This is a genomic window from Halomonas sp. AOP5-B2-8 (assembly GCF_052376475.1).
Taxonomy (GTDB): Bacteria; Pseudomonadota; Gammaproteobacteria; order Pseudomonadales; family Halomonadaceae; genus Vreelandella; species Vreelandella casei.
Genome location: NZ_JBQSVS010000001.1, coordinates 12175 through 25755, shown reverse-complemented (window position 1 = coordinate 25755; position 13581 = coordinate 12175). Strand labels below are relative to the sequence as shown.

Annotated in this window: 14 protein-coding genes; 9 read left to right on the top strand and 5 right to left on the bottom strand. The window is 54.3% G+C overall.

The genetic code is table 11. The features are described from left to right. The first annotated feature begins 21 nt into the window (after window positions 1-21). The 6 genes from ACT3RP_RS00120 (at window position 22) to cysN (ending at window position 5326) form a co-directional block, all read left to right on the top strand. Window positions 22-681, top strand: a complete 660-nt coding sequence (locus ACT3RP_RS00120; protein ID WP_444671716.1) for a TRAP transporter TatT component family protein — start codon at window positions 22-24, stop codon at window positions 679-681. Window positions 682-753: 72 nt separating this feature from the next. Then, window positions 754-1452 carry an NUDIX domain-containing protein gene (locus ACT3RP_RS00115; protein WP_441686553.1) on the top strand — a complete coding sequence of 233 codons (699 nt, stop codon included), beginning with the start codon at window positions 754-756 and terminating at the stop codon, window positions 1450-1452. 40 nt (window positions 1453-1492) lie between these two features. Next, window positions 1493-1939, top strand: a complete 447-nt coding sequence (locus tag ACT3RP_RS00110; RefSeq protein WP_096280962.1) for a DUF1249 domain-containing protein — start codon at window positions 1493-1495, stop codon at window positions 1937-1939. After that, window positions 1939-2688, top strand: a complete 750-nt coding sequence (locus ACT3RP_RS00105; protein WP_444671717.1) for a phosphodiesterase — start codon at window positions 1939-1941, stop codon at window positions 2686-2688. Before ACT3RP_RS00110 ends, ACT3RP_RS00105 begins: the two co-directional genes overlap by 1 nt. A gap of 176 nt (window positions 2689-2864) precedes the next feature. Further along, on the top strand, window positions 2865-3857 hold the full coding sequence (cysD, locus tag ACT3RP_RS00100; protein WP_412767929.1) for a sulfate adenylyltransferase subunit CysD: 993 nt from the start codon (window positions 2865-2867) through the stop codon (window positions 3855-3857). Between the two features lie 26 nt (window positions 3858-3883). Then, entirely contained in the window at window positions 3884-5326 is a 1443-nt protein-coding gene (gene cysN, locus ACT3RP_RS00095; protein WP_483393004.1) for a sulfate adenylyltransferase subunit CysN, read from the top strand. Window positions 5327-5433: 107 nt separating this feature from the next. Here the strand turns inward: cysN and ACT3RP_RS00090 are convergent, their stop codons facing one another. The 3 genes from ACT3RP_RS00090 to ACT3RP_RS00080 all read right to left on the bottom strand — a co-directional run bounded on the left by ACT3RP_RS00090 (window position 5434) and on the right by ACT3RP_RS00080 (window position 7792). Continuing rightward, complete coding sequence (locus ACT3RP_RS00090) at window positions 5434-6243, bottom strand: ABC transporter substrate-binding protein (protein WP_441686556.1); 810 nt, start codon at window positions 6241-6243, stop codon at window positions 5434-5436. Window positions 6244-6344: 101 nt separating this feature from the next. After that, entirely contained in the window at window positions 6345-7091 is a 747-nt protein-coding gene (locus ACT3RP_RS00085) for an ATP-binding cassette domain-containing protein (RefSeq protein ID WP_483393003.1), read from the bottom strand. Then, entirely contained in the window at window positions 7088-7792 is a 705-nt protein-coding gene (locus tag ACT3RP_RS00080) for an ABC transporter permease (protein ID WP_483393002.1), read from the bottom strand. The genes ACT3RP_RS00085 and ACT3RP_RS00080 overlap by 4 nt, the downstream gene beginning before the upstream one ends. 267 nt (window positions 7793-8059) lie before the next feature. On the opposite strand from ACT3RP_RS00080, the gene ACT3RP_RS00075 reads away from it, so the two are divergent. Together ACT3RP_RS00075 and ACT3RP_RS00070 are read left to right on the top strand one after the other, a co-directional pair. Then, window positions 8060-9175, top strand: coding sequence for an App1 family protein phosphatidate phosphatase (locus ACT3RP_RS00075; protein ID WP_483393346.1), 1116 nt, complete (start codon window positions 8060-8062; stop codon window positions 9173-9175). A gap of 46 nt (window positions 9176-9221) precedes the next feature. Continuing rightward, window positions 9222-9896, top strand: a complete 675-nt coding sequence (locus ACT3RP_RS00070) for a zinc metallopeptidase (RefSeq protein ID WP_483393001.1) — start codon at window positions 9222-9224, stop codon at window positions 9894-9896. A 58-nt stretch (window positions 9897-9954) separates the two neighbouring features. On the opposite strand, the gene cmoB is transcribed toward ACT3RP_RS00070, so the two are convergent. Then, window positions 9955-10962, bottom strand: coding sequence for a tRNA 5-methoxyuridine(34)/uridine 5-oxyacetic acid(34) synthase CmoB (gene cmoB / locus ACT3RP_RS00065; protein WP_483393000.1), 1008 nt, complete (start codon window positions 10960-10962; stop codon window positions 9955-9957). 1 nt (window position 10963) lies between these two features. Further along, entirely contained in the window at window positions 10964-11707 is a 744-nt protein-coding gene (gene cmoA, locus ACT3RP_RS00060) for a carboxy-S-adenosyl-L-methionine synthase CmoA (RefSeq protein ID WP_444624764.1), read from the bottom strand. A 98-nt stretch (window positions 11708-11805) separates the two neighbouring features. Here cmoA and pgi point away from each other — a divergent pair, with 98 nt between their 5' ends. Continuing rightward, window positions 11806-13488, top strand: coding sequence for a glucose-6-phosphate isomerase (gene pgi / locus ACT3RP_RS00055; protein WP_444624765.1), 1683 nt, complete (start codon window positions 11806-11808; stop codon window positions 13486-13488). The last annotated feature ends 93 nt before the right edge of the window (window positions 13489-13581 follow it).

Here is a 13581-nt window from a genome sequence, read left to right as displayed (position 1 = left end):
AACAATAATTTAGGAGCATGTATGCAAACTCTGTCTTTTTCACGTCTATCTTTAAAGCGTTCATTAATGGCTATCCTCATTGGCAGCGCGCTTACGCTGTCACCCCTTGCCGCCACGGCCTTTGAAGACGAGCTGTTCTCGCTGAAGAATCGCTGGGAACATACCGTTACCGACATGCCGGCGAATGAGCGGGAAAGCACGCTGAAGGCGCTGGCAGTAGAAGCGGGGCAGCTGGCGGAGCAACAGCGCGATAACGCCGACGTGCTGGTCTGGCAGGGCATTATATTGGCGTCTTATGCCCGTGAACGGGGCGGTTTAGGTGCGCTGGGCACCGCGGGGGATGCTCGTGATGTGCTTGAACGGGCAATTGAGATTGATCCCCAGGGTAGCAATGGCTCGGCTTATGTCACCCTGGGTGCTTTATACGACCGTGCGCCGGGGCGCCCCATCGGTTTTGGTAATAGCGATACCGCCGAGCGGATGTTCCAACGTGCTTTAGAGATACGCCCAGACGGCATTGATGTTAATTATTATTACGCTGCTTTTCTAAAAGAAGAGGGCAATGAACAGGCCGCGCGGGAGCATGCTCAGCGCGCGGTGGAGGGCACGGCCCGCGATAGCCGACAGGCGTCTGATGAAGCCTTGCGTCGTGATGCGCAGGCAATACTAAGCGATCTTTAACCTACCGGCTGAATTGGCATTCCCAGTGGCAAGCATTGATAATAGCGGCATTATCATCACTGGGAGTGCCTCATGGCGACCCGCTCTAAGAACGTATCTTCTCCAGGCTCCGCGCAGCCAGCCGCTCCTTTTAAAAACACCACGCTTAGCGTTGCGCTGTTAAATAGCGCCGATGTTCAGTTGTTCAAGCGTGAAACGCTGCACCAGGGGTTTTTTCGTCTCGATGGGCTAGAGCTTCGCCACCGCCTATTTGAAGGCGGTTGGAGCGAGCCTATGCGCAGAGAAGTGCATAGCCGCTTTGATGCTGTAGGGGTGCTGCTCTACGACCCAGAGCGCGATTCATTGGTGTTAATCGAGCAGTTTCGTGCGGGCGCTATTGATGATGCTTTATCGCCCTGGAAGTTAGAATTTGTGGCTGGCTTAGTGGAAAAAGGCGAGTCGCTGGAAGACGTTGCCCGCCGAGAGGCGTGGGAAGAGGCCGGCTGTAAAGTGACGGAGCTAACCAAACTGCATACTTACTACCCCAGCCCCGGTGCCTGCAACGAGCAAGTGACACTATTTTGTGGTTTGGTAGATACCCAAGGATTAGGCGGCATTCATGGGTTAGATGAAGAGCATGAAGATATTCGTGTCCACGTGGTGCCTTTTGCTAATGCTTGGGAACTCTTGGGCCTGGGAAGACTCGACAACGCCATGTGTTTGATTGGGCTACATTGGTTAAATAGCCAACGAGCGTCACTGCGCGCCGCGTCACAGCGGGCGTCGACTTAACGTAAAATACATGCAAAAGCGAAAAAAATGAGGAGTGAACATGGCGAGAACGGCCTATGTCACCGATTTAAAATCGCTCCAGGGGGAGTGCAGCGCCAACTACTTACGTTTGGTGCGGCTGGTCGGCGATATGGAGGCCGGCCAGCGCCGTGATATCGCCCTGCGGGGAGATAAGCAGCATTTTGGCGACTTGCATCTTTATATTCACGAGCAGGCGCCTTACACCACGATGGTGGATGTTTTTCAAAGCGGGCCGTTAGATACCGTCATGGAAAGCCCGCGTATGCGTGTGCATCTTTATCACGATGTACGCATGGCGGAAGTGACCGATTTTCAACGCGAGCGTCATTTTAACGGCCGCTATCGGTATCCCAATGCCCGCATGCATCAACCGGATGAAAAGCTTCAGCTAAATCGCTTTTTAGGTGAATGGTTGGCCCATGGCCTTGCCCACGGCCACAGCATTGACGTGCCGGAGATTCCCTAATGCGCCTAGTGCAAATTACCGATGCCCATCTTTACGCTGATATCAATGCGCGCTCTCGGGCGGGCGTGCCCTGGCGGCAGTTTCAGCAGGTGCTCAGTGCGGTGACGGATGAGCAGCCTGATATCGTGCTATTCAGTGGCGATATCAGCCAAGACGAGTCCGCCGCTTCTTATGCCTTAGCGGTTCAGGCAATGGACACACTGCCGTGCCCCTGGTATTGGCTGCCAGGCAATCATGATCAGCTGGTGTTAATGACCGCCGAGCGCCCGCTGATTGACGACCTAGCGTGTGGTTCGTGGCGTTTGCTGCTGCTTGATACACACGTGGAGGGCAAGCCTTTTGGGGAGCTGGGCAACGAGCGGCTAGCGGCATTAGATGAGCAGCTAAAAGCAGATGATCGGCCGACGCTGATTGTGATGCACCACCCGCCGGTGGACGTTGGCGCCGCGTGGATGGACGCCATTGGCCTGCAAGATAGAGAAGCTTTTTGGCAGCTGTTGAGCGCGTATCCTCAGGTTAGGATCATCCTGTTTGGCCATGTACACCAAGCCTATGCTCGGCGTCATGAAATAAGTAGCCATGAAGTGGGCCACCATGAAATAGGCGTATACGGCTGCCCGGCAATGGCCGATCAGTTTTTACCGGGGGCTGAGCATTTTGCGATTGATGAAGCGTCGCGGCCCGGCTATCGGGTGATCGACCTAGACGGAAGTGAGTGGCAGACCTGGGTCGAGCGAGTCGCGGTATAGCTAATTTATGGCTATGAATATCTCGATAGGCGATAAAGATATAAAAAGATAGTTATTAATTCTTTTGGGTTATTATGGGCTCGGCGTTACCCTACCTGCATTCGAACGTACATTTTAAGAACGTACACTGTATTTAATAGCTTGTACGACGAGCTAGTTCTTGCGAGGTATGGGCCATGACCCAATTTTCTACACTGTCCTCAGAGATGCCGTCTTCCAAGACGGTATCTTCAGCGCCGCTGCGCGAGGTTTCTGTTACACCTGACGCCGCGCGCTTGACCCACCTTAAGCAATTAGAAGCTGAGTCTATCCATATCATTCGCGAAGTTGCGGCTGAGTTTTCCAATCCGGTCATGATGTACTCGATCGGCAAAGACTCTTCGGTCATGCTGCATCTAGCGCGCAAAGCTTTTTATCCCGGTACGCCGCCATTCCCGCTGATGCACGTGGACACCACGTGGAAATTTCGCGAGATGATCGAGTTTCGTAACCGCATGGCGGCAGAAGCGGGTATGGAGCTGATCGTGCATACCAATGAAGAGGGGCGGGCTGCCAATATCAACCCGTTCGATCACGGCAGCGCCAAATACACCGACATCATGAAAACTCAGGCGCTCAAGCAGGCGCTAGACAAGCATGGATTTGATGCCGCTTTTGGCGGCGCGCGCCGCGATGAAGAGGCGTCGCGGGCCAAAGAGCGCGTTTACTCATTTCGCGACAAATATCATCGCTGGGATCCTAAAAATCAGCGCCCTGAGCTGTGGAATGTGTATAACGCCAAGGTCAATAAAGGCGAGTCAATCCGTGTGTTTCCGCTTTCCAACTGGACCGAGCTGGATATCTGGCAGTACATCTACCTAGAGTCGATCCCTATTGTGCCGCTGTACTACTCGGCCAAGCGCCCGGTGGTCGAGCGCGACGGTATGCAGGTGATGGTTGACGACGATCGCCTGCCGCTGGCGCCAGGTGAAGTGCCGGAAGAAAAGTCCGTGCGGTTTAGAACGCTTGGCTGCTATCCACTGACCGGTGCCGTGGAATCCGAAGCCGCGACGCTTCCAGAAATAATTCAAGAGATGCTGCTGACCCGAACGAGCGAGCGAAGTGGCCGTGCTATTGACCGCGATCAAGTCGGTTCGATGGAGAAGAAAAAGCGCGAAGGCTATTTCTAAAGGCTATTTCTAAAGGAGTAGGGCCAATGTCACATCAATCGAATTTAATCGCTGACAATATCGAGCAGTATCTGCACGAGCACGAAAACAAAGACCTGCTGCGTTTCATCACCTGCGGCAGTGTCGACGACGGAAAATCTACCCTGATTGGGCGTTTGCTACACGATTCGAAAATGATCTTCGAAGATCAGCTGGCTGCCATTACCCAAGCCTCTAAAATCAATGGCACCACCGGTGATACCGTCGATTTGGCGTTGTTAGTGGATGGCTTGCAGTCAGAGCGCGAGCAGGGCATCACGATCGATGTGGCGTACCGTTTTTTCTCCACCGATAAACGCAAGTTTATTATCGCCGATACGCCGGGGCACGAGCAGTACACGCGCAACATGGCCACCGGTGCCTCAACGGCGAGTCTGGCGATTATTTTAATCGATGCCCGCTACGGCGTGCAGACGCAAACTCGTCGCCATAGCTTTATTGCCGACCTGCTGGGTATCCAGCACTTGGTGATTGCGGTCAATAAAATGGATTTGGTGGGTTTTTCGGAGCAGCGTTTTAACGAAATAGTGGCTGAATACCGCGCGTTTGCCACGAATCTTCAGGCGCCGGACATTCGCTTTGTGCCTATGTCCGCGCTTAATGGCGATAACGTGGTGAATCGCAGCGAGCAAACGCCCTGGTACTTCACCGCCGACTACCAAGGGAAAACGCTGATTGAGCTACTTGAAAGCGTTGAAATCAGCCGTGATCAGAACCTCAGTGATCTGCGCTTGCCAGTCCAGTACGTGAACCGTCCAAATCTTGATTTTCGCGGCTACTGCGGCACCTTAGCGGCGGGCGTATTGCACTCTGGGCAAGCTATTAAAGTGCTGCCTTCGGGTAAAGTGTCCACGGTGACAAGAATCGTGACCTTTGATGGCGATCTCGCGACGGCTTATCCAGGCCAGGCAATTACCGTTACCTTGGAAGATGAGATCGATATTTCACGCGGCGACTGGATCGTGGCCGCGGAAAGCGAGCTGCCGCTCTCAAATACCTTTAAAGCCGATATTGTCTGGATGCAGGAAGAGGCATTAACCCCCGGCAAGCTTTACGATTTCAAACTAGCAACGCGCGATCTTTCCGGCCAAGTCAGTACCATTGATTATCAAATCGATGTGAATACGCTAGAAAAGCATGCCACGGACTCGCTCGGGCTCAATGCTATCGCTCGTTGTGATGTTGAATTGACCGCCGCTATTCCAGTTGATGATTATCGCACCAGCCCTGGTACCGGCAGCTTTATCATCATTGATCGGCTGACCAACGTGACTGTCGGTGCTGGAATGATTAGGGGAGCCGCCGGTGAACCTAGCGTTGCGGCCAATGCAACCGACTGGGCGGCCTTTGAACACGACCTCAATGCGCTGGTTCGAAAGCATTTTCCCCATTGGGAAGCTAACGATATTAGTAAGCTGTTAACGCGATAAACCGCCATGGGCTATTAATAAATAGCTCTAAAGTGCAGTTTTTAAAAGCGGCATACAGCAAAACGGCACGCCCTGAGGGCGTGCCGTTTTGTTTAGGCGGGAAAGGGCTACTCAGCGTTAGGGAAAAACAGTTGCTGCCCATCGACTTCGAAATCGGCAATCGCTTGCTGACCTTCTTTAGAGACCAGCCATTCGTGCCACTGCGCGGCGAGATCATGCTTCAAGTGCGGGTGACGTTCTGCTGAAAGCAGCAGGCTACCGTATTGGTTGAACAGCGCCTCGTCACCTTCAAACAGCAGCGTTAAGTCCTGCGGGTTTTCAAACGCAACCCAGGTAGCGCGATCGGTGAAGGTGTAAGCATCCATTCCCGCGGCGGTGTTTAGCGTGGGCCCCATGCCGCTGCCCAGCTCACGATACCACTCACCTTGCGGTGTTATTCCAGCGTCTTCCCACAACCGTAGCTCTGCGCGGTTGGTTCCGCTATCGTCACCGCGCGAGGCGAAAGGAGATTCGCTTTCAGCGATTTGCTGCATGGCATCGACAACCGTTTCGCTGTCACTAATGCCGGCGGGGTCATCACTGGGGCCCACAATCACGAAATCGTTGTACATCACATTCAGGCGTTCCGTGGCGTAACCGTCGGCCACAAACTGCTCTTCACCTGCCGTGTCGTGAACCAACAGGCTATCGGCATCGCCACGACGACCTATTTCGAATGCTTGACCGGTGCCTACGGCCACGACGCGTACGTCAATTCCGGTTTTTTCAGTAAACGCGGGAATAATGGCGCCAAACAGGCCCGAGTTTTCAGTAGAGGTCGTCGAGGCCAGCGTAATGTAGTCATCGTCTGCTAGCAGCGTGCCGCTCCACGTTAGGCTTAGAGCGCCAGCGGTTATCAGTGCGGTAGTCTTATTCATTGTAGTGCTCCTTGAGCGCTGCTCATCATTGCCAGGATTTATCCATGCTGTATTTCATCAATGCTATGGTTCATCAGTGCTAATGTGAAGCAAAGCCAGCGTTACCAGACCAGCTCGCCGCGAATAAACGCGCTTGCTTCGCGGGAGGCGGGTGCGGAAAAAAACTGCTTGGCGGGGGTGTGTTCAAGCAAATGCCCATTATGCAGAAACACGACGTCATCGGCTAAGCGGCGTGCTTGGTGCAGGTCATGGGTGGACATCACGATGCGTGTGCCTCGGCGATGAAACTCGAGCACTGCATCTTCAACGGCCTTGATGGCCGCGGGGTCTAGTGCGGAGGTAGGCTCATCGAGAAACAGTACCTGCGGATTCAGCAGCCAGGCCCGCGCTAGCGCTAGTCGTTGCTGCTCCCCGCCAGATAGTACCCGCGCAGGGCGCTGCGCTAAATGCGCTAAACCAAACGTATCCAGTGCCTGCATGGCCTGGGCTTTGCGAGAAATACTGTGACCTGCTGTGCGGTTGAGCGCTGGCCGCAACGTTTTGTTAATGGCGAGGACATAGGTGAGATTATCAAGCGCTGAGCGACGCAGCAGCACTGGGCGCTGAAATACCATGGCCTGATCAGGGGCTGTGCCTTGCCAACCCACAGCACCGCTGGTGGGGGGCAGTAAGCCATGAGCTAGGCGCATTAGCAGGCTTTTTCCTGCACCGTTAGGGCCCATGATCAGCGTACGCTGGCAGCCCGATAGGCGAAGCGTGGTGGGCTTTAGTAACGTATGGCCACGATGCGTGAACGCAGCGCCGTCAAATGCAAGCGTCGCCACCGGAGGCGGTTGGCTTGCATTCATCCCAACCTCTTTTTGGCCGTTTCGCCGATCATGTGCGCGATAGCGTTAATCATCGTCACCAGGATGAGTAAAATAATCCCTAAGCCGAGCGCCATGGGCAGATTGCCCTTGCTGGTTTCTAAGACAATGCTGGTAGTCATCACGCGAGTGACGCCATCGATATTGCCACCTACAATCATGACCGCGCCTACCTCTGCGCTGGCGCGGCCAAAGCCCGCCAGAATGACTGTTAGAAGCCCAAAGCGCGCATCCCACAGCAGCGTTGGAATCATGCGTGGGCGGGTCAGTCCTAATGATTGCAGCTGCTCGGCATACTCGCTATGCAGCGTTTCAATCTGCTGGCGGGTCAGTGCGGCGATGATGGGCAGTACTAAAATGACCTGGGCGATGACCATGGCGGTGGGCGTAAATAGCAGCCCCCAGCTGCCTAATGGGCCGGCGCGTGAAAGCAGTAGATACACGCACAGCCCGGCTACGACGGGTGGCAGTCCCATTAATGCATTGAGAACGATGATAACGGCATTACGCCCTGGGAACCGCCAAAGGGCGAGAGCCGCACCTAAGGGCAGCGCTAATAGGCCGGCGATCACTACCGCCATGAGTGATACCTGCAGTGACAGCATCACGATGGAAATGAGCGCGCTGTCCATACTCAGAATGAGAGCGAGGGCAGTGCTAAAGGCATTGTCACTGGTTAGCATAGTGGCTGGTTGGCATGGAACGTAGGCATCATTCTTATGTGTAATTAAGCATGATGTACTGAACAGCCCATAATTGCACACCCGACGGGCATTAATTGTGCATCGTTATTCATCAGCGTTAAGCGATTAGCAGGAGTGCTTGACGCTGTTACTATATACGCCAAACTGATATTGGACGGCTGCCGTCTATCATCACGAAAAGGAATGCATGATGAATCAATCATTGAATGGCCCCGTTTACGCTGGTCAACACGCTTGATGGGCTTAATGCGCCGGTGGGCAAGCTTTGTAAAAAGGGTAGTGCACATTATTGCCAAGCCTATTAAGGGCGACAGTGGCCGTGGTGGCATGGTGGTTCACCCCTATCGAGGTTATGGCTCGCAGAATGAAGTGTTTGTCATGGGGCGAGTCTTTCGTCAGGCTGCCTTAGGCCGCGCTATCCCTCGGCATGGAATGCTGCGTGATACTGCCGACGTTGCACGCCGGATTTTTCGTCGCGGCCTGGCCAATGCCCAGGTTGAAATTCATCTTGGCGAAAATCAACTCTGTGTCGGCACCGATCGGGATGGCTACTTCGACATGCATCTGCCGATCAGTCATACCCTGCCTATTGATGTATCGTGGCATCGTGCCGATATTCTGGTCCATTGCCAGGGCGAGACGCCGGTACGTACTCACGTTGAAGTCTACGTACCACCGCCTGAAGCGGACTTACTAGTGATCAGTGATATCGACGACACAGTCATGTTCACCGGCGTGGCGGAAAAGCTTAAAATGCTTTATCGCCTGTTTGTAAAAAAACCTCACCGCCGTACTGCATTTCCCGGCGTAGCGGCGCTTTATCAAGCGCTTCATCGTGGCGCTAGTGAACGCATCGAAAGGCCCATTTTGTATGTCTCCCGCGGACCTTGGGCAATTTACGAAATGCTTGAAATCTTTTTTCAGATTAACCGTATCCCCGTCGGTCCTATTCTGTTTCTTCGCGAGTGGGGGGTCTCTTGGCACCGCCCCTGGCCGCGTCGTGCAGAAGACCATAAGCGTGATCTGATCGACCGAATGCTTACCCTTTACAATGATATGCCGTGTATTTTAATCGGCGACAGTGGGCAGCACGATCCAGAGGTTTATATCGAGATCGTGAAAGCCTACCCGCATCGTATTAAGGCTATTTACATCCGGCGAGTTGATAAAGACCCTGAGCGTGAAAAAGCTATTCAGCGGCTGCGTGATGAGCTGGCCGGTACCGAGTGTGATTTGGTGCTAGCTGCCGACAGCGTGCTTATCGCTGAGCATGCCTACGCTCAGGGCGATATCTCAGCCCATGGCTTAGCGGCGGTGAAGCGCGATGTTGAAGAACATCGCAACGATCCTGATCCTACCTAAACAGCTTGGGGCACTGAGTCTGCCCCTTCATTTGCGGTGAATTGCCATGGTCGTTGTGTTAATCGTGCTGGCGCTGGCTATTTTTGTGCTCCCCAATGTATGGGCTAAATGGGTGCTCAAACGACATACGCGTGGCCGGGATGACTACCCTGGAACGGGGGCTGAACTTGCTGAACACTTGCTGCGTCGACTAGGCGTTCAGGGCGTTAACGTGGAACGCACTGAATATGGGGATCATTACGACCCAGAAGCGCGCTGTGTGCGTCTTTCGCCTGATCATTATGATGGCCGATCGCTAACGGCGGTGACAGTGGCTGCCCATGAGGTTGGTCATGCTATTCAGCATCATCAAGGCTATTCACCGCTGCTGGCGCGCAGCCGTTTAGTGGGGGTCGCCCAAAAGGCTGAGAAACTTGGCGCTATTTTAATGATGGCCGCGCCTTTTCTATTTCTATTAACGCGGCTGCCTGGCGGGCTGGCAATCGTGGTTGTATTGGCGGTGATCAGTTTCGGTACCGCCGCGCTGGTGCATCTAGTGACGCTTCCAGTGGAGTTTGACGCAAGTTTTAACCGCGCGCTGCCGCTGCTGAAGGAATACGTGCCGCCTTATGACATGGCCAGCGCGCGGCACGTGCTTACCGCCTGTGCCTTTACTTATGTCGCGGCATCACTCGCCAGCGTCATGAATCTAGGCCGCTGGCTGGTGATTTTAAGACGCTGAGATTAGCCGGCTTTCTTGATAATAGTTTATTAAAAAGGGCTTGTTGAAAATGACATGCCTAGAAAGGCTTATTAGCCAAAATCACCGCTCTGCGAGGCGCGGGGTAGCCTTCGATGGTTCGGGTGCGGTCGTTGGGGTCAAGAAAATCCGCCAGCGACTGGTAAGTCATCCACTCGGTTGAACGCTGCTCATCCAGTGTTGTGATGGCTTCATCGACCACCCGCACATTGGTAAAGCCGCAGCGCTCCAGCCAGTGGCACAGCGCTTTTGATGAAGGCAGAAAGTAGACGTTGGGCATCGCGGCGTATCGCTCGCCGGGAACAAACACCGTTTGCTCATCGCCTTCCACGATCAGTGTTTCCAGCACCAGTTCGCCGCCAGGCGCCAAGGCTGCTTTAAGCTGCTGAAGATGTTCAAGCGGGGCGGGGCGGTGATAGAGCACGCCCATAGAGAATACCGTGTCGAAAAAGCCTAGGTTCTCGGGCACATCTTCTATGCCGACGGGTAAAAACTGCGTTCTCCCGCTGTCGGCATCGCCTACAAAGTGGCGAACCGCCTGAAACTGCCAATAAAAACGCGGCGATGGATCGATAACGAGTACGAACGCTGCGCCGGCACCGGCCATCCGCCACGCGTGATAACCGCTACCCCCTCCGACATCCAGCACCTTGCGATACTTTAGCGGCGCCAAATGCGGTAAGACTCTTTGCCACTTCCAGTCTGAACGCCACTCTGTATCAATATGAATCCCGCCCAGCTGAAAAGGGCCTTTGCGCCATGGCGCGAGCTTTTTAAGTAGATTAAAGCATTGGCGCTGTTGGCTATCATTGAGTGCGAGCTCAACGCTGACGGTATCGCTGTTGAGATCAACGTTACGCTCGCGAGGCAGCGCGGGCAGTTTGGCAACGGCCTTCTCCCAGGCGGGAAGATCGCCGTGGCGGTTGCGGTCAAGCCCCTGGGCAAGCTGCTCGGGCAGTTTGGCGAGCCAGGCGGTGAGCGACGGGTCTATGACCGCTTGATCCAAAAAAGCTTGGTAAAGGGCGCGATGATGCTCGGGTAAATCCACCTCAGCCCTCCTTAAACGCGATCAGCGAGGCAAAGTTCAGGTACTGAAACCACGTTACCGAGCGGGGAAATCCTGCGTTTGCTAAACGCCCGTGAAGCGCATCCAGCGTATCGGGTACCAGCACGTTCTCAAGCGCGGTGCGCTTCTGGCTGATTTCTAAGTCGCTGTAACCGTTGGCACGTTTAAAGTCGTGGTAGCGTTCAACGCGCCAGGCGTTGTCGCGTTCGTCTGCGTCCACGGTTTTTTCTGAAAGAATTAGCACGCCGCCGGGCTCAAGCGCTGCGTACAGTTTAGCCAACAGGGCATCGCGATCAGCCGCAGGAAGAAACTGCAGCGTAAAGTTGAGAATGATCAACCCAGATGGCGCATACTCAAGCGTGCGAATATCGGCCTCTTCCACCTGCATGGCGTGATCAGAGCACTCTGCAAGGAAGGTTTGGCGTGCCTGGCTTACCATGGCGGGTGAAAGATCGACCCCGGTATAGCGAAAAGCGTCTGGTTCCAGCGTGCCTGCCAGGGCAAGCCCTGAAGCGCCAAGTGAGCAGCCTAAGTCATAAACGTGGGCGCCATGGCGCAAATGGCGCTGGGCAATCAGACTCAGCATGCCCAGAATTTGCCCGTAGCCAGGCACCGATCGACGAATCATGTCAGGAAAGCACGCGACCACCTTTTCATCGAATGAAAACCGCGCTACTCGGTCAAGGGGTGTCGAAAAGATAGCGTCACGGTAAGATGCATCACTCATGGGCAAGCCGGGATCATGGATGGGGCGTCATAGTTTACCCGCCCTGATATGTCTATAACAGACCCTGCTGCATGGATCGACGCCACTGGAGATATCACATGGCCTCAGCATCAAGCGCTACTCCCGATACGTTACCCGCTTGGCAGACGTTGAAGCATCATGCGCAAGCGCTGCAGAACGTTCACTTGAAAACGCTGTTTGGCACCGAGCCTTCGCGGTGGGAAAGCTTCACTCGCCAAGTGGCGGGCTTAACGCTGGATCTTTCCAAGCAGCGTTGGGATGACGATACCCTAGAGCATCTCTTTACGCTGGCCACTGAAGCGGGCGTGCCTTCGGCGATAGAGGCATTGCTTAGCGGCAAGCGTGTGAACGTCAGTGAAAATCGGCCCGCTTTGCATACGGCGTTGCGCTTGCCCGCCGATGCAACGCTGGACGTAGAAGGGGATGATATCGTTGCCGCGGTGCAGGAAAGCCTTGCCCAAATGGAAAGCCTAGTCAGCCGTTTGCACGCCGGGCAGTGGCGTGGCGCGACCGGCAAGCCGATTCGCGATGTCGTCAATCTAGGTGTGGGCGGCTCTGACTTAGGCCCATTGATGGTAACCCACGCTCTGGCTGACTTTCGCCCCAAAGGTATTCATCCCGTAGAAGTGCACTTTGCTTCCACGATGGATGGCTCGCAGCTTGCCGACTGCTTAAGCCGCTTAAATCCTGAAACGACCATTTTTGTTTTGTCCTCTAAGTCGTTTACGACGATCGACACACTGTCTAACGCCAATACTGCCCGTGAGTGGCTCTTGGGTCGGTTAACGCAGCATGGTTCGACGCCTATTAGTGCTGAGATGGTTGTGCGCCAACACTTTATTGGCGTTTCGGCGAGCCCGGATAAAATGACCGAATGGGGCATTACGCCAGACCATCAGCTAACCTTCTGGGAGTGGGTCGGCGGCCGCTATTCGCTGTGGGGCACCATTGGACTGCCGATTGCACTCGTAGTGGGGATGGATAATTTTCGCGAACTCCTAGCCGGTGCCCATGCCATGGATCGGCATTTTGCCGAAGCGCCTATGGAAGATAACTTGCCCATACTGCTTGGGCTGGCCGGCATCTGGAATGTCAATTTTCTGGACATTCGCGCGCACTCTATTTTGCCCTACGACGGGCGGCTGGAATATTTCGCGGCCTATCTCGAACAGTTAGAAATGGAATCCAACGGTAAGTCGGTGACCCGCCAAGGCCAGCCAGTTAACTACTCCACCTGCCCAGTGCTCTGGGGTCAGCTAGGTCCTAATGCTCAGCATGCGTTTTATCAATTGCTACATCAGGGCACTCAGCCTGTGGTATGCGACTTCATTGCGCCGCTTAAGCGCTATGATGAAGTAGAAGACCCGGATACCCGTCGTGACCTTAAAACCCAGCACCGTTTATCGCTGGCTAACTGCTTTGCTCAGTCGCGTGTGCTGATGCTGGGTGACGACGCTTTAGAAGACGATGGGCCGCGTCCGGAGCACAAACGCTATCGTGGCAACCAGCCTTCGACTACGGTGCTGCTTGACCAGCTAACACCGTTCACGCTGGGGGCGCTCATCGCGCTCTACGAGCACAAAGTATTTGTTCAAGCGGTGATTTGGGATATCAATCCCTTTGACCAGTGGGGCGTAGAATTAGGTAAGAAAATTGCCACGGATACGCAAAAAATTATTGATCATCAAGGTGATATTTCGCTCATGGATGCTTCTAGCCGCGGCCTGATTGAGGCGTTTTGGGCCGCTGAGCAAGAATAAGTAATGGCCCTGCCACCGTGCGGCAGGGCTACTCTGACGCTTTGCCAATAAGCATGGCTAGATATACAGCTTTTTGCTTTTCAGCTATCCTGT